The sequence below is a fragment of the Pseudomonas sp. 43(2021) genome (assembly GCF_017490805.1).
Taxonomy (GTDB): Bacteria; Pseudomonadota; Gammaproteobacteria; order Pseudomonadales; family Pseudomonadaceae; genus Aquipseudomonas.
Genome location: NZ_JAFGYJ010000008.1, coordinates 58,147 through 73,930, shown reverse-complemented (window position 1 = coordinate 73,930; position 15,784 = coordinate 58,147). Strand labels below are relative to the sequence as shown.

Here is a 15,784-nt window from a genome sequence, read left to right as displayed (position 1 = left end):
ATTGCCAAGGCAGGCGGCTAGTTTACCAAGAGAGCCGGGTATCCGTCTGGACTCGATCTATGCGCAGCCCTTCAGCCTTCTACCCAGATTAGCCACCAGCCAACCTACTTGAGCGGCACGTAGATGTCCGTTTGCCATTGCTCCAGCGGCGTTTCCGGATACACGCTCAAGTAGTGAAAGAACAACGGATGATCCCGCAGTTCCTCGTTGCTCGAAGGCAACCAGTCCCGATAAAGCGGATAGATGGTTTCGCCAATGTAGTCAGGCGACCCGGTATGCCGGATCACGGCGCAGCGGCCTGCCGGGATGACGCGTTCGTGTACGCCGAAATCATTGGGCTGCACGGCTTCGTCTATCTCGCCACACACGGCGAAGCGAAAGGCGTGCGCCGGGGTGGTGTCGGGGTTGTCGTAGGGAATGCCGAAGGTTCGGCTGCTGGCCACCGGTGACTGGCCGCTTTTAATGCGCCATTGGCGAAAACGCGCGACGCTTTCACTGACCAGGCCGGGCGCCCCTTGGTGTTCGAGCGCGGCCACATGGGTTTCGGCGAAATCCACGATACGGATCTGCATGGTGATACTCCTTGAAAGATGAGGAACAACGAAAACCGCACTCCAGGCCTGCCAGTTCGGGGCCTTGGCGAATACGCTCGGCGCCATGCCAAACGCACGCTTGAAAGCCCTGGAAAAGGCTTCGGGGCTTTCGAAGCCGGCGCCGAAAGCTGCTTCCAGTACGGAGATGGCCGGCGAGGCGACCAGTTGATGCGCCGCGCGTCGCAGCCTCATCAGTTGCACATACCGTGATACCGGAATGCCGATGTATGCCGTGAACTGCCGATGAAAGTGAAAGGCCGAGAAATTGGCGATGCGGCTCAGGGCATTTACCGACAGGTCGCCTTCGAGGTGGCTGTCGATGTAGGCAAGCACGGCTTCGAACCGTTTTGCGTAGGTTGGGTTGTGCTGTGAGTCAGTCAACGAACGGAATCTCCGGAAGGTGCGGTGAGCGCTAGCATCCGTTGTTCAGGCGTGGAGGTGCCTAGCCGTGATTGCTCTATCGGGGATTGTCTTGACCATGCTGTGGATGGCACCGGCGTTACCGGTGTTCGCAGGGGAGGGCAGGAGGGTGAGTACAGTACGATCACTGGCGCTTCCGTGCAGGTGGAAAGCGCCAGCGTAACTGCCCTCGCATGATCAGTCGACTGGGCGCAGCGGGTGGTTCACCCCGATCAATGATGCGCGCTGGCCACCGCAATGCTTTCGTCAGAATCGCTGAAGGCCGCCTGGGTCAGAACGCGTACACCAACGTGGCCGTGGCGCTACGCGGGCTGCCATACCAGCCACGCGAGCCAATTGCCGTGTAGTAGGTCTTGTCAAACACGTTGTCGAGGTTCAGTGAGACGCTGGTTTGTGGCGTGAAGGCATATTGCGCCATGAGGTTGACCATGCTGTAGGCGTCCTGGGTGAAGGTCTCGCGGTGGGGGCCTGCGTATTTTTTGTACTCCGCGCCCTGCCAGCGCACACCACCGCCCACTTTCACCTGTGGCAGTGACTGCAGGCGGTAGCTGGTGAACAGTTTGAGGGTGTCGCGCGGCACTTCGGTGAGCAGGCGGTCGCCATCCGCATTCTTGCTTACGGCATAGGTGTAGCTGGCCGACATTTGCCAGTCAGGCAGGATCTCGCCCGCCACTTCCATCTCGAAACCGCGGGTCTTGGTGTTGGACTCGGCACGGTAGGCCTGGTTGCCGTTCGGCGCCTTGTTGTCGCCGTCCTGCACGGGCAGGTTGTCCTGGTGCACTTCGAACACGCTGAGCGCAGCAGTCAGGCGCTTGTCCCAGAACTCGCTCTTCAGGCCCAGCTCATAGTTAACGCCCTCCAACGGGTCGAGGTAGCTGCCCGTTGCTGTCTGTTTGTCTTGCGGGTTGAAGATGGTGGTGTAGCTGGCATAGGCCGACCAGTTGTCGTCGATGTCGTAAACCAGCCCGACGTAAGGGGTGACGACCCCTGTTTCTTTTTGCGAGGTGCGTTCGGTTTTACCGCTCGCCAGCTTCTCGTGGGTTTCGTCACGTTGCCAGTCGATCACCCGTGCGCCGGTAATCAGCGACAGGTGCCACGTGCTTGAAGCGACAGGGCATGGATAAAATCACTTGAGTAAATAAATCTGATTTACAATTGCGTCCCTTTTGCCGAGGCTGTCGTTTCGTGGATGCCCTGTCGCTTGTCTATGAGCACCTGACCGAGTGGGTGATCACGCCTGTTACCGACCAGTTCCTCGGCATTTTCAATCTGAACGGCCGTTTCGGGGTCTTGTTCCTTTGCATTTCCTATGGCGTCGCCTATGGCCTGTTCCGCTTCAGGAAGCAACGCGGCCTGAGCGACGCCCATTCGTTCTGGCAATTCATCGGCGGCGCCCGGGTACACCTGCATGCCTCGGCGCTACTGGATTACCGCTACTACTTCGTGCGCGCCATTCTCAAGGTCGCGCTGGTGCTGCCCATCGTCCATCTGGTTGACCCCTACATCCTGCGCTCCGGCGATTACCTGGCCTTTTTCAGCAACCTCTGGGGCGCGCGCCCGCACTTGGGCGAGAACCTGGCACTGTCCCTGCTCTACGGGTTAGGGGTGTTCCTGATCAAGGACTTCATCCATTACTGGGCGCACCGGGCCTTTCACTCCCGCTGGCTCTGGGCCTTTCACAAGGTCCACCATTCGGCGCCCGTGCTGGTGCCGGCGACGGCGAGCCGGGTGCATTTCGTGGAAAAGATCGTCGAGAAGCTGAGCACCGGCATTGGCATCGGCCTTTACGCCGGCTGTTTCTGGTACGTTTGCGGCGGTGAAGTCAGCCGCTACACCCTGTTCGGCGTGACCTACCTGGTGTTCATCTTCAACAGCCTGGCGGCCAACCTGCGGCATAGCCATGTCTGGTTGTCGTTCGGCCCGCAGCTGGAACATGTGTTGAACAGCCCGGCCCAGCACCAGATCCATCACAGTGACGCCCCGCGCCATTTCAACCGGAACTTCGGTACCAACCTGTCCCTCTGGGACTGGATGTTCGGCACGCTCTATGTCACCACGTCAACGCCTGAAAGCATCCGCTTCGGCACCGGCGAGCGAGACCACCAGCGTTACCTGACGGTCTATAGCCTGATCGTCACGCCCTTTGTCGACACAGGGCGTAAGGTCCTGGCGAAACGCCAGCGCAAGGCTGCGCTCGGCGCGTCCGGCAGGGCGGGCGGTTAGCTGATTCCGCTGTTGGCAAATTCTTCGCCAAGGAAGTCCCGTAGCGGCTCTCCAAAAGAACTTATTTCGCAAGCGCTCCGCGTAGCCAGTGGGAGCGGCTTTAGCCGCGAAGAATCCAGCGCGGTGCATGGCACCGGCTGCGCCGGTGTTCGCGGCTAAAGCCGCTCCCACAGGGGGCCTGCTGATTCAATAAGTTATGTGCGGTTCTGTGGGAGCGGGCGTGCCCGCGATGAGGCCAGCCCAGGCACTGATTGCGAACGACCTATGACTGGTTGACTTTGCATGCGCTCAAGAACATTTATGGCTCTGTAGTCATTTGTTTTTGAGGTGAGATCATGGCGGCGCAAACCGACGTTCTCATTGTTGGAGCTGGCCCTACCGGGCTGGCTCTGGCGCTTTGGCTCAACAGGCAAGGCGTCGCCGTAAGGATCGTCGACAAGAGCCATGGTCCAGGCGAAGCCTCTCGCGCCATGGCTGTTCAAGCCCGCACGCTGGAGCTCTATCGCCAGCTCGATATGGCCGAGGCAGTGATAGATGCCGGCTATAAAACACCTGCCATGAACATGTGGGCCCGAGGCAGCCACAGAGCGCGCATCCCCTTGAAGGATGCAGGTGCAGAGATATCGGCATATCCCTTCGTGTTGATCTATCCCCAGGACCGCCATGAGCGATTACTGGTGCAGCAGCTCCATTCACTCGGCGTGGACGTGGAATGGCAGACTGAACTGCTGTCGTTCGAAGAGGGTGAAAGCCACATCACTGCCCTCCTGAAACAGGCGGATGGGCGGGAAGAGGCCTTGACTGCGGCTTACCTGGCAGGATGTGATGGCGCTCGGTCGATCGTTCGGCATCAGATCGGCAGCGGTTTCGAGGGCGGCACCTATAAACACCTGTTCTATGTCGCGGATGTCAGGGTAACGGGCATCGAGCCTGCGGGTGAGGCACACATCGCTTTTGACAAGTCCGACTTTGTGCTGCTGCTGTGCTATGGCGAAAAGGACCAATACCGCCTGATCGGCACCGTGCGAGACGAGCGTGCCGAGCATCCTGAGCACCTGACGTTCGCGGACGTTGCCCACGATGCCATCAACGGCTTGAACCTCAAGATTACCGAGGTGAACTGGTTTTCCACCTACCGGGTTCATCATCGTGTCACGGATCACTTCCGCCGTGGCAGAGCTTTTTTGCTCGGCGATGCTGCGCATGTCCACAGCCCGGCAGGCGGGCAGGGCATGAACACCGGCATTCTGGACGCGAACAACCTGGCCTGGAAGTTGGCAGCGGTGGTCAAAGGCAAGGCGCCCGATACGTTACTCGACAGCTACCAGACCGAACGCCAGGCATTTGCCCGCAAGCTGGTGGAAACAACCGACAAACTGTTCACGTTCGTTACCGCTCAGGGCGGGTTCGCGGACTTTGTGCGCACGCGCATCGCGCCGATCTTCGCCAGCGTTGCGTACAAGAGCGGGAGCGTGCGTGAGTTCCTGTTCCGGGTGGTTTCGCAAACGTCCCTTGATTACCGCCACAGTCCGCTGAGTCAAGGTAAGGCAGGTGAGGTCCAGGGGGGCGATCGTTTGCCTTGGCTACCAGGGGCCATTGCAGACAACTACGATCCACTGACAGCCATTCAGTGGCAGGTTCAGGTTTACGGTGAGGCCAAGGCAGACCTGGCCCAATGGTGCACAAAGCACGGCATTGCACTGCATGTTTTCGCTTGGGAGCATGCGTACGAGAAAGCCGGCATTGCCAGAAATGCTACTTATCTGTTGCGGCCGGATACCTATGTCGCGCTGGCTGATCCCGAGGGGGAAGCATCCACGTTGAACCGATATTTCGAGGAGCGCGGCGTTATGCTGCCTGCGAAGCCAGAAAATCGCCCATAAAGGCATATTGACATTAATGAATCTCTGCGGAGAATCTAGCGCATGTTCCCCTCAAGGATGGCCACCGAGTCTAAAAATAGCTCCTTGCAACTCACCGCAGGTTTCGCATCCCACCTAATCAGGCACGAGATGCTCCCGATGCCAAATGATGGGTTGGGCAGCACGCCGGGCTAAGGTGATTTACCAAACACTAGATTCTGATGCATACACATATACGCGATAGGAAGTCAAACCTTGTTTATTATCACCGCATTAATCCGGCTGATTTGGTCACTCACCGTCGGAATGTTTTTTTTCGCCCTGGGACTTATACTTTTTTTAATTTTTGACATTTTCAAACCGTCCTCCGATTTGGGTTACCGGATTCTAAATTCTATGTATAAATTCGGCAGCCTAGGTGTATTCAAAGGCTTGAGAATGGTACAAGACCAATTTGATATCCGAGTCGAGAAGCGTCGCTCTAAAGCGGTAGAACAAGGCAGCACGGATAGTCTGAGTTAGCACCTTGCCATCAGGCGCCTCGCGACAGGTCGAGCCACGGCAAATGCCGAGACGTACAGCACTGCCGCTGCAGTCACGCTCGGCAACCCGTACGAACCACGTGGCATTCAGTGAATGCCACTTCAGGGCCTATCACATGAATCGTCTCCGCCGGTTACGCGAACTCGGTCTATGAGCAGACCGGTTGGACTGGAGCGTCGGAAATGGCCAAATCCATTACTCGATAGTGACCGCTTTCGACCCCGAAGCAGACACTGAACAGGTATAGGCCGCCAGCCGGCAAGCATGCAAACTGTCCTTGCGCTGCACTCGATGAAGCGCGACCCCGTACCTAGTTCGCGGGCAAGAGGATCACGAAGTTCTTTTTCATGTCTTCCAGCACGGTCCATTTGCCCTTGGCGCCCGGTTCGATAATGAACGTGTCGCCAGCGGCCAGTGTGATGGGGGCGCAACCTTCAAGCTCGATGACGCAGCACCCACTCAGGACATGGCAGAACTCCCAGACTTTGTAGTCGATGCGCCAAGCTCCGGTGCTGGCTTCCCATTCTCCGGAAATGCGACCTTGCTGTTCGTCGTGATAGTACTTGGACGTCAGCGTATGAGGGTTGCCTTCCACGACCTCTTCAAAAAAGGGAAGGTCGCGCACCGGTTGGATATCCAGTTCGCGGAACACGGTCAGTTTCTTGTTCATGGTTGTTTCTCGAGCACGTTGTGGGTAGGGCGATACATCAAATAGGCTTCACCGGTTACGCCCAGCATCGGGTGTGGAACGATCTGGCAGGTTTTAACAATCTGAAAACCGTGACGTTCGTAGAAGCGGCGTGCACCGTGGTTTTCTGCATAATCGATCAGGCATAGCCCATCCAGGCCAGAGTCCTCAGCGCGCTGCTGGGCGTGGCGAAGAAACTGGGCGCCCAGCCCCTGGCTGCGCCAGGCCTCATCCAGGGCCAGGCTGGATATGTACAAGGTGTCGGGTATTTCCATGTCGGAATAAGGCGCGAGGACCGGGTCTGTCTCGACAGGCCTGTCAGGGGTCTCGCGCAAGGCATAGCTATGCATCATGCCGATGACGCGCCCTTCGAAAGTGGCCATCAGGCAGTTCTTGTAGGAAAAGTCGCCCTGTTCCCTGGCATAGCGAGACGCACCGACACTCAGCAATGCTTCTCCAGGTGCGGCAAGCTTGCTCCATATGTAATCGGCCATGCCCTCCGATGTCAGTTGAAAGAAGCGCGCAATATCGTGCGCGTCCGAGGCTTGAGCGGGTCTGAAGTCGATAGGCATGTACAGTGCTCCCATGGCATCGGGTGGTTGGTTTTCAAGGATTACGCCTTTGGCAGGGTGGCAGGGTAGGTGGGTTCAACGGTTCCCATCATGCTCTGGGCGAACACCGTCAGTACGGCGTGCGACGCTGCTCCATGCTCAAAGGCACGTGGCCGTCCAGGGCTCATGTCTGGGGAATCGATCGTTCAGTTGCCGTAGGTGGTGAGGCAAGAGGCGGCGCGACGTCTACTTCCATGGCGCAATAGCTGGAACCAGAGCTAGTCAGCTCTCTTAGAACTGCACATAACTCATTGAATTAGCAGGGACGCTGTGGGAGCGGCTTTAGCCGCGAACACCGGCGCAGCCGGTGCCATGCACCGCGTTGGATTCCTCGCGGCTAAAGCCCCACAGGGTATGGGGATCGCTGTTCTGGCCTTATCGCGGGCAAGCCAGGCTCCCACAGGTGCTGCACCTGGCTTGAGGCCAACGAAATCGAGGTGGGAGTGAACGAGCACTCGGAAAAGGCCATGAAAGCGTTGGTTACATTGCTCTATGCCGCCCTGTGTTCGATGGGACCATAGTTCATGCGTGTTCCGGATCGCTGTCTTGAGCTGGCCGGGGTGCCACTGGTCGCCCAGGCTCGGCAAACGGTAGATTTGATTCGGGTTTTGTACGATGATTTTCGTATTGACAGGGATGAGCTATGAAATTCGGCTTCAGGGAGGCTCAGCAAGCGGTGATAGCGGCGCTTGAGTCAGGGGAGTATCAACACGTTTCACGCAGGGATATCGACGTAAAGAACCTGTTGGCTACAGGGGAAGTGTCAGCTGGCGAGGTTGCCGAAGTCGTTCGCTCATGCAGGGGTATTCATCACGTCAGCACCCCTCACCATGCCGTCGCAGCCATCGAGGTGCATGTGCTCAAGCGGGATGGTTGGTACATAAAGTTCTTTTTCATCGAGCCAGACACCTGGTTCATCAGCGTTCACCAGTGAGTACCCAGATCATGAAGATCTTTTTCGAAGGCGACAGAGGAAAAGCGCTTTGCGAGCATTGCCAGGCAGTGGTGCCCACGCACTATGCTCGCCGGGATGTGCCGTTTAGCGATGGCCAAGGGGTGGCCAAGGACATTCTGGTGGGTGTGTGCGCCCGTTGTGATGGCGTGGTCGCCATTCCATCGCAATCCACACCGGCCATCCGCGAGGCGCGCAAGCAGCAGCTCAAGTCGATCGAGGCGCGTTTGCCGGCGGTCTATCTGGATGTGCTCGATGCGGCCATGCATGCGGTCAGTAATGAGGCGGGGGCAAATTTGCGCAAGTTGTTTCTTGCCCACTATTTCCAACAGTTGGTGCAGGCGCAGCAGTGTGGGCAGTTGCATGCGGCGCATCAAACGTTCCTGCAGGCGCTGGATGAACAGCGAGAGCAGCGCGGGCTTGCGCGTTCCAATGCTACTCGGCGCTTGTCGATGAAGGTCAATCCGTACATGGCGGAGGACATGCTTGCGCTTCAGCAGCATACAGCGATGAACCAGACCGAATTGCTGAAGGCTGTGATCGCGCGTATTCAGGCGGATGTGCTGGAGAATCAGGATCAGGAGGTGATTCGAGCTTTGCAGCGGCTGGCGCGGTTGGCGTTGTAGTGAGCATTTGAAAGAAGCACAGCGTACCGCCAAGCGCTGTGCTTCACACACGGATCTTGAGTCTTTTTAGAGAAACTCATATCGGTTCCTACAAGAACTAATCAGATTTTTCCCCTTCCTCGTAGTCCATTTCTGAATCATCCTTTTCAAGCCGTTTCACCATTGCGATGGAAACCTGAGCCCCCTAGTCTCGCCTTGTCGTTGCAAATTCAACGACCGGGTCTGCAAGCCCGATGCTTGGTTTGGTCTCAGTTTGCTGTTGGCTTCGTTCAACGGTGGCTGCGTGCGGGTGGTCTTCGGGCCAGCCGGGAATCGACCTCCAAGCCCGGTCTTGCAGGCCCGCATGTAGCCGCCACCCTATCATCTGCAAGTGATCTGGCGACGGTCCGACTTGTTATTGTCGGGAGGCTGTCATGCTGAAACTCGTTTCCGATCCACCTTTCTCCACCGACCCATCGATCATGACCCTGGCGGTCGTGCATGAAATGGAGGCTGTGCGCACGCTGCTGGAATCGGCGATTGCGCAGATGCAGCTCAGGGGCAGGCAGCCGGTGCATACATTGCATTGATGGGCTGACTTTCAAATTTGGCGAGCCTGGGCGGTGCGGTTTTCCTACCAGCGATTGCAACCGGGAAATCGCACTGGCCGGCAGATTCACAAGAGGGTTTCAGATGGACAAGGAAATGGATGACGACACCGGCACACTGGGCCTGACCGTAGGTTCGGCCACGTTCCTGGATGGTGTGCTGGATGGCAAGAAACTGTTCCGCGTAGAACCGGGAAACTGCTGCGACCATGCCATCGAACAAGCGTCGGTATTGATGGACTGCTCTCGGCGAGCGTCGTTCATCGGGGTGATGGACAACGAACCGGTGCTGGTCTGGGCTTCGCACTTTCTCTGCGACATGGCCAAGGCGCTGATGGATGACGCCCACATGGGTATGCGCAAGAACCGATAGCCATGGGCGGCGATGTTGGCCCCCTGGTGTTGGCAGGGTGGGCTTGGCACCCTGCCAGTATTGTCTGATTGGCATGCAGGGGTTAGGTTGCAAGGCTCATTTCAAGGAAGATGACCGATGAAACGGACCCTACCTCTGGCATTCGCCTGCGCGCTTTTCCCCCTGCAAGCCTGGTCGGCGCTGGAAGTCGGCCAGTTCACCCTGGGCATGCCCAAGCCCCAGGCCATTGCCATTCTGCAGCAGCAGTTCGATGAGGTTGAGCATTTCACCGGCTATCACTACCAGGTGCCTACCGAGTTCTTTCAGGGGAATGACCCGAAGGGCAATTACAACCTGGGCGGTATTGCCATCACGCAAGTGAAGGCATCGTTCAACGAGGCCGACCAGCTTCGCCAGGTGGAGGTGCGGCTGGCCAGCACCGACGAGGCGCGGGTCCAGCAACTGTTGCCGATGACCAGGCAGGCCAAGCCTGTGCCGAATAGCGGCGGCCGGCTCGAGGCGTTTTCCGCGGACGGCGAACTGGTGTATTGGGTATCCAAGGACCGGGACTGGACGGTGGTGACCATCGCCGACAAGGCCAGTTCGGAGAAGAACATCAAGGCGCGAGCCGAGAGTGACAAGCGCTCTGCTCAACTGAACCGCAAGTTCGACAAGCTGATCGAGACGGCCAAGGCAGTGGAAGGCAAGCACTGATCGACAAAGCCGTGCAGCCTTGAAGCCTTGCGCATACCATGCATTCATGGGACTGCACATAACTCATTGATTTGGCAGGGACCCTGTGGGAGCGGCTTTAGCCGCGAACACCGGCGCAGCCGGTGCCACGCACCGCGTTGGATTCTTCGCGGCTAAAGCCGCTCCCACAGGTTACGCGGGCCGCTTGCGAATTCAGTTCTCTAAGCGACAGCGCAGCAGAATAAGGCCAGAAACAGCCCGCGTCGGTTTCAGGATGCGCCTGGTCGTTCGCACGCAACCCCTCGACGCCACAAGTGCCATGCTTGCAGGATGCCTTCGGACCAGCGCGCGCAGACGTGCGGTCGTAGGCAAGGAGGCCGCTGGCACCACGCAACCGTGACGTGGCCGGCGCGCCGCAGCAGAACACGCCGGATACCTGCCCTCACAACAATTCAGGCAGGGTCCGTGATGCCGAGGTCCGCTGTATGCCTGATGAATTGCTCCACCTGCCTGTGATCCACCGCATTCTGGCCCGTGACAAGGATACCCCCGGCGCCCTGTTGCCGATCCTGCATGCCATCCAGCACGACATCGGCTACATCCCCGATGCCGCTGTCGCCGAAATTGCCCATGCCTTGAACCTCAGCCTGGCCGAGGTGCGCGGGGTGATCAGCTTCTACCACGATTTCCGCACCACGCCACCGGCGCGCCACACCTTGCGCCTGTGCCGCGCCGAGTCGTGCCAGAGCCGGGGCGCCGAGGCACTGGCCGCACAGCTGCGCGAACAGCTGGCGCTGGACGACCATGGCACCAGCGCCGACGGCGCCATCAGTCTGCGCCCGGTGTACTGCCTGGGCGCCTGTGCCTGCTCGCCAGCGCTGGAACTGGACGGCCAGGTGCATGCGCGCCTTACCCCTGAGCGCCTGCGCGCACTGGTCAACGCTTGCCGGGAGGACGCAGCATGCTGAAGCTGTATATCCCCTGCGATTCGGTAGCCCGTGCCGTGGGTGCCGATCAGGTCGCCGATGCCTTGCAGCGCGAGGCCGAGCGCCGCCAGCTGCCGCTGGACATCCAGCGCACCAGCTCCCGCGGGCTGTACTGGCTGGAGCCGTTGCTGGAGTGCGACAGCACGCAAGGGCGCCTGGGTTTCGGCCCGCTCACCCCGGAAGACGTGCCGTCCTTGCTCGACGCCTTGACCGGTGAGCCCGGCGAACCCGGAGGCCACTCGCTGGCGCTGGGGCCGGTCGAAGACATCCCTTACCTCAAGACCCAGCAACGCCTGCTGTTCGCCCGTGCCGGCATCACCCGCCCATTGTCGCTGGACGACTACCGCGCCCATGGCGGTTTTGCCGGCCTTGAAGCGGCCGTGGCCCTGGACGGTGCCGAAGTGGTCGCCGCCGTGCTCGATTCCGGCTTGCGCGGCCGCGGCGGTGCCGCATTCCCGGCCGGCATCAAGTGGCGCACCGTGCGTGACGCCGGGGCCGGGCAGAAGTACGTGGTGTGCAACGCCGACGAGGGCGACTCCGGTACCTTCGCCGACCGCATGCTGATGGAAGGCGACCCGTTCCTGCTGATCGAGGGCATGATCATTGCCGGCCTCGCCGTGGGGGCCGACAAGGGCTACATCTATGTGCGCTCGGAATACCCCGACGCCATCCGCGCGCTCGACCAGGCCTTCGCCATCGCCCGCGACGCCGGCTACCTCGGCAGCGACGTGGCCGGCAGCGGCCTGGCCTTCGACCTGGAAGTGCGGGTCGGCGCCGGCGCCTATATCTGCGGCGAAGAAACCGCACTGCTCGAATCCATCGAAGGCAAGCGCGGCATCGTCCGCGCCAAGCCTCCGCTACCGGCGCTGCAGGGCCTGTTCGGCCTGCCGACGCTGGTGCACAACGTGCTTACCCTGGCCTCGGTCCCCATCATCATGGCCAAGGGCGCGGCGTTCTATCGCGACTTCGGCATGGGCCGCTCGCTGGGCACCATGCCGTTCCAGCTGGCCGGCAACATCCGCCAGGGCGGCCTGGTGGAACGCGCCTTTGGCCTGACCCTGCGCGAACTGGTGGAAGGCTATGGCGGCGGCACGGCCAGTGGCCGGCCGTTGAAGGCCGCGCAGGTCGGTGGCCCGCTCGGTGCCTGGGTGCCGCCCAGCCACTTCGACACGCCGCTGGACTATGAGGCCTTCGCCGCCATGGGCGCGATGCTCGGCCATGGTGGTGTGGTGGTGGCTGATGACACCCTGAACATGGCCAGCATGGCGCGCTTCGCCTTGCAGTTCTGTGCCGAAGAGTCCTGTGGCAAGTGCACCCCGTGCCGCATCGGCTCGACCCGGGGCATGGAAGTGGTCGACCGGCTGATCGCCACCAGCGACATGACCGAGCGGCATGACCAGGCCCTGTTGCTGCGTGACCTGTGCGACACCATGCAATACGGCTCGCTGTGTGCCATGGGCGGCATGACCGCTTACCCGGTGGCCAGCGCCCTCAAGTACTTCCCTGCCGATTTCGGGCTGACCCACACGGAGGCCGCACAGTGATCAATTTCTTCGACCCCGCTTCTGATAAAAGCAGCGACCTCGGCACCCCGGCCCGTGACAGCGAGGTACAGGTCAGCCTGAGCATCGATGGCCGTGCCATCACTGTGCCCGCCGGTACCTCGGTGATGCGTGCCGCGGCCATGCTCGGCACCAGCATCCCCAAACTGTGCGCCACCGACAGCCTCGAAGCTTTCGGCTCGTGCCGCATGTGCATGGTGGAAATCGAAGGCATGCGCGGCTACCCGGCCTCCTGCACCACCCCGGTCAGCGAAGGCATGGTGGTGCACACCGAAACGCCGCGCCTGGCCGGCCTGCGCCGCAACGTGATGGAACTGTACATCTCCGACCACCCGCTGGACTGCCTGACCTGTTCGGCCAACGGCAACTGCGAGCTGCAGACCGTGGCCGGCCAGGTGGGCCTGCGCGAGGTGCGCTACGGCTACGACGGCGCCAACCACCTGGCCGAGAAAAAGGACGTATCCAACCCGTATTTCGACTACGAGCCGAGCAAGTGCATCGTCTGCAGCCGCTGCGTGCGTGCCTGCGAGGACATCCAGGGCACCTTCGCCCTGACCATCACCGGGCGCGGCTTCGAATCGCGGGTGGCAGCGGCGGGGGGGGAAAACTTCCTCGCTTCCGAGTGCGTGTCGTGTGGCGCCTGCGTGCAGGCCTGCCCGACCGCGACCCTGACGGAAAAGAGCCTGGTGCAGCTGGGCCAACCCGAGCGTGCGGTCATCACTACCTGCGCCTATTGCGGCGTCGGCTGCTCGTTCCGCGCCGAAATGAAGGGCGACCAGCTGGTGCGCATGGTCCCGGACAAGAACGGCGGTGCCAACCACGGCCACGCCTGCGTCAAGGGCCGTTTTGCCTGGGGCTACGCCACCCACCCGGACCGCATCACCAAGCCGATGATCCGCAAGCGCCTGGAAGACCCGTGGCAGGAAGTCAGCTGGGACGAGGCGGTGACCTACGCCGCCAGCGAGTTCCGCCGCATCCAGCTCAAGTACGGCCGCGACTCCATCGGCGGCATCACCTCCAGCCGCTGCACCAACGAAGAAGCCTACCTGGTGCAGAAACTGGTGCGCACGGCGTTCGGTAACAACAACGTCGACACCTGCGCACGGGTATGCCATTCGCCTACCGGCTATGGCCTGAAGCAGACCCTGGGCGAGTCGGCCGGTACGCAAAGCTTCGACTCGGTGATGCAGGCCGACGTGGTGCTGGTGATCGGCGCCAACCCTACTGACGCCCACCCGGTATTCGGCTCGCAGCTCAAGCGCCGCCTGCGCCAGGGCGCGCGACTGATCGTGATCGACCCCCGGCGCATCGACCTGGTCGATTCGCCGCATGCCCGCGCCGAGCTGCACCTGCAACTGCGCCCGGGCACCAACGTGGCCATGCTCAATGCGTTGGCCCACGTGATCGTCACTGAAGGCCTGCTGGCCCAGCGTTTCATCGATGCCCGCTGCGAAACCGAGGATTTCGCCCGCTGGCGCGACTTCGTCAGCCTGGCGGAAAACGCCCCCGAAGTGCTTGGCCCGGTCTGCGGCGTGCCTGCTGAGCAGATCCGTGCCGCCGCCCGCCTGTATGCAACCGGCGGCAACGCGGCCATCTACTACGGCCTGGGCGTCACCGAGCATAGCCAGGGCAGTACCGCGGTGATGGGCATCGCCAACCTGGCCATGGCTACCGGCAACATCGGCCGTGAAGGGGTAGGGGTGAACCCGCTGCGCGGGCAGAACAACGTGCAGGGCTCGTGCGACATGGGCTCGTTCCCCCACGAACTGCCCGGCTACCGGCACATTTCCAACGAGGGTGTGCGCGCCGAGTTCGAGCGTGCCTGGGGCGTGACCCTGCAGCCCGACCCCGGCTTGCGCATCCCCAACATGTTCGAGGCGGCGCTGGACGGCAGCTTCAAGGCCTTGTACTGCCAAGGCGAGGACATTGCCCAGAGCGACCCCAACACCCAGCACGTCACCGCGGCCCTGCTGGCCATGGAGTGCGTGGTGGTGCAGGACATCTTCCTCAACGAAACGGCCAAGTTCGCCCATGTGTTCCTGCCGGGCAGCTCGTTCCTGGAGAAGGACGGCACTTTCACCAATGCCGAGCGGCGCATTTCGCGGGTGCGCAAGGTCATGGAACCGCTGGCCGGCAAGGCCGACTGGGAGGCGACCGTGGCCCTGGCCAATGCCCTGGGCTACCCGATGAACTACCGCCACCCGTCCGAGATCATGGACGAGATCGCCCGCCTGACGCCTACCTTCCACCGCGTCAGCTACGCCGAGATCGACCGCCACGGCAGCCTGCAGTGGCCGTGCAACGACGCCGCGCCCGATGGCACGCCGACCATGCACATCGACCAGTTCGTGCGCGGCAAGGGGCGCTTCATGCTCACCGGCTACGTGCCCACCGACGAGAAGGTCAACACCCGCTACCCGCTGCTGCTGACCACCGGGCGCATCCTCAGCCAGTACAACGTCGGCGCCCAGACCCGGCGCACCGCCAATGTCGCCTGGCATGACGCCGACCGCCTGGAAATTCACCCGACCGACGCCGAAAGCCGTGGCATCCAGGATGGCGACTGGGTCGGCATCGGCAGCCGTGCCGGGCAGACCGTGCTGCGCGCCAAAGTCAGCACGCGGGTGGCGCCGGGGGTGGTGTACACCACGTTCCACTTCCCTGAATCGGGGGCGAACGTGATTACCACCGACAACTCCGACTGGGCCACCAACTGCCCTGAGTACAAGGTGACGGCGGTGGAGGTAGTGAAGGTGTTCCAGCCTTCGCAGTGGCAGAAGCGCTACCAGGACTTCAGTGACGAGCAGCGGCGCTTGCTGAAGGAACGCCGTATTGCGGAGAAAACCGAGGTGCGCCGATGAGTAGTGAGAACCTGGTCAAGATGGCCAACCAGATTGCCCATTACTTTGACAGCGAGCCAGACCGGGCGCTGGCGGTGCAAGGGGTACGGCAGCATCTGCAGAGTTTCTGGACGCCGGCAATGCGCCAGCAGCTGGCGCAATGGGCCGAGGCCAATGCAGGGGAGGGCCTGGACCCGAAGGTGCGGGAGGCGTTGGCCTAGAGGTTTCTTGTAAGAAATCCCTGTG

Annotated in this window: 14 protein-coding genes and 1 pseudogene; 11 read left to right on the top strand and 4 right to left on the bottom strand. The window is 61.0% G+C overall.

Annotation, left to right across the window (positions count from 1 at the left end; translation table 11 throughout):
* Positions 1-104 precede the first annotated feature (104 nt).
* Both J5M71_RS09240 and J5M71_RS09235 read right to left on the bottom strand, forming a co-directional pair.
* On the bottom strand, positions 105-974 hold the full coding sequence (locus J5M71_RS09240) for an AraC family transcriptional regulator (protein WP_207831661.1): 870 nt from the start codon (positions 972-974) through the stop codon (positions 105-107).
* A 310-nt stretch (positions 975-1,284) separates the two neighbouring features.
* Positions 1,285-2,103: pseudogene (locus J5M71_RS09235) on the bottom strand (TonB-dependent receptor); the annotation flags it as partial.
* A gap of 95 nt (positions 2,104-2,198) precedes the next feature.
* Here J5M71_RS09235 and J5M71_RS09230 point away from each other — a divergent pair.
* Positions 2,199-3,236 (top strand): sterol desaturase family protein, encoded by a 1,038-nt coding sequence (locus J5M71_RS09230; protein WP_207831659.1) that lies wholly within the window; start codon positions 2,199-2,201, stop codon positions 3,234-3,236.
* A 335-nt stretch (positions 3,237-3,571) separates the two neighbouring features.
* A complete protein-coding gene (locus tag J5M71_RS09225) occupies positions 3,572-5,119 on the top strand; it encodes an FAD-dependent oxidoreductase (protein ID WP_207831657.1) in 1,548 nt (515 codons plus the stop codon).
* A gap of 832 nt (positions 5,120-5,951) precedes the next feature.
* Here the strand turns inward: J5M71_RS09225 and J5M71_RS09220 are convergent.
* Entirely contained in the window at positions 5,952-6,311 is a 360-nt protein-coding gene (locus J5M71_RS09220) for a cupin domain-containing protein (RefSeq protein WP_063913927.1), read from the bottom strand.
* Positions 6,308-6,901 (bottom strand): GNAT family N-acetyltransferase, encoded by a 594-nt coding sequence (locus J5M71_RS09215; protein ID WP_233694860.1) that lies wholly within the window; start codon positions 6,899-6,901, stop codon positions 6,308-6,310. Before J5M71_RS09215 ends, J5M71_RS09220 begins: the two co-directional genes overlap by 4 nt.
* Before the next feature lie 682 nt (positions 6,902-7,583).
* Between J5M71_RS09215 and J5M71_RS09210 the strand changes: the two genes are divergently transcribed.
* From J5M71_RS09210 to J5M71_RS09170, 9 genes are all read left to right on the top strand, one after another.
* On the top strand, positions 7,584-7,874 hold the full coding sequence (locus J5M71_RS09210; protein ID WP_063913930.1) for a hypothetical protein: 291 nt from the start codon (positions 7,584-7,586) through the stop codon (positions 7,872-7,874).
* 11 nt (positions 7,875-7,885) lie between these two features.
* Positions 7,886-8,518 (top strand): hypothetical protein, encoded by a 633-nt coding sequence (locus J5M71_RS09205; RefSeq protein ID WP_063914083.1) that lies wholly within the window; start codon positions 7,886-7,888, stop codon positions 8,516-8,518.
* Between the two features lie 413 nt (positions 8,519-8,931).
* Complete coding sequence (locus J5M71_RS09200) at positions 8,932-9,087, top strand: hypothetical protein (RefSeq protein ID WP_207831653.1); 156 nt, start codon at positions 8,932-8,934, stop codon at positions 9,085-9,087.
* 103 nt (positions 9,088-9,190) lie between these two features.
* Positions 9,191-9,478 (top strand): DUF3077 domain-containing protein, encoded by a 288-nt coding sequence (locus J5M71_RS09195; RefSeq protein ID WP_207831651.1) that lies wholly within the window; start codon positions 9,191-9,193, stop codon positions 9,476-9,478.
* Positions 9,479-9,595: 117 nt separating this feature from the next.
* The gene (locus tag J5M71_RS09190) at positions 9,596-10,171 is read left to right on the top strand and encodes a hypothetical protein (RefSeq protein WP_207831649.1); all 576 of its coding nucleotides are present in this window, start codon (positions 9,596-9,598) and stop codon (positions 10,169-10,171) included.
* Positions 10,172-10,635: 464 nt separating this feature from the next.
* Positions 10,636-11,118: a formate dehydrogenase subunit gamma gene (locus J5M71_RS09185; RefSeq protein WP_015269625.1), complete on the top strand. Its 483-nt coding sequence runs from the start codon at positions 10,636-10,638 to the stop codon at positions 11,116-11,118.
* The gene (locus tag J5M71_RS09180) at positions 11,112-12,680 is read left to right on the top strand and encodes a formate dehydrogenase beta subunit (protein ID WP_207831647.1); all 1,569 of its coding nucleotides are present in this window, start codon (positions 11,112-11,114) and stop codon (positions 12,678-12,680) included. The genes J5M71_RS09185 and J5M71_RS09180 overlap by 7 nt, the downstream gene beginning before the upstream one ends.
* Positions 12,677-15,559, top strand: a complete 2,883-nt coding sequence (gene fdhF, locus J5M71_RS09175; RefSeq protein WP_207831646.1) for a formate dehydrogenase subunit alpha — start codon at positions 12,677-12,679, stop codon at positions 15,557-15,559. The genes J5M71_RS09180 and fdhF overlap by 4 nt, the downstream gene beginning before the upstream one ends.
* Complete coding sequence (locus J5M71_RS09170; protein WP_063913936.1) at positions 15,556-15,759, top strand: formate dehydrogenase subunit delta; 204 nt, start codon at positions 15,556-15,558, stop codon at positions 15,757-15,759. Before fdhF ends, J5M71_RS09170 begins: the two co-directional genes overlap by 4 nt.
* The last annotated feature ends 25 nt before the right edge of the window (positions 15,760-15,784 follow it).

Coding starts and splice junctions, on each gene's coding strand:
- J5M71_RS09185 (WP_015269625.1), top strand. CDS start 10,636: ATGCCTGATGAATTGCTCCACCTGCCTGTGATCCACCGCATTCTGGCC.
- J5M71_RS09190 (WP_207831649.1), top strand. CDS start 9,596: ATGAAACGGACCCTACCTCTGGCATTCGCCTGCGCGCTTTTCCCCCTG.
- J5M71_RS09215 (WP_233694860.1), bottom strand. CDS start 6,901: ATGCCTATCGACTTCAGACCCGCTCAAGCCTCGGACGCGCACGATATT.
- J5M71_RS09210 (WP_063913930.1), top strand. CDS start 7,584: ATGAAATTCGGCTTCAGGGAGGCTCAGCAAGCGGTGATAGCGGCGCTT.
- J5M71_RS09225 (WP_207831657.1), top strand. CDS start 3,572: ATGGCGGCGCAAACCGACGTTCTCATTGTTGGAGCTGGCCCTACCGGG.
- J5M71_RS09200 (WP_207831653.1), top strand. CDS start 8,932: ATGCTGAAACTCGTTTCCGATCCACCTTTCTCCACCGACCCATCGATC.
- J5M71_RS09195 (WP_207831651.1), top strand. CDS start 9,191: ATGGACAAGGAAATGGATGACGACACCGGCACACTGGGCCTGACCGTA.
- J5M71_RS09180 (WP_207831647.1), top strand. CDS start 11,112: ATGCTGAAGCTGTATATCCCCTGCGATTCGGTAGCCCGTGCCGTGGGT.
- J5M71_RS09220 (WP_063913927.1), bottom strand. CDS start 6,311: ATGAACAAGAAACTGACCGTGTTCCGCGAACTGGATATCCAACCGGTG.
- J5M71_RS09170 (WP_063913936.1), top strand. CDS start 15,556: ATGAGTAGTGAGAACCTGGTCAAGATGGCCAACCAGATTGCCCATTAC.
- J5M71_RS09205 (WP_063914083.1), top strand. CDS start 7,886: ATGAAGATCTTTTTCGAAGGCGACAGAGGAAAAGCGCTTTGCGAGCAT.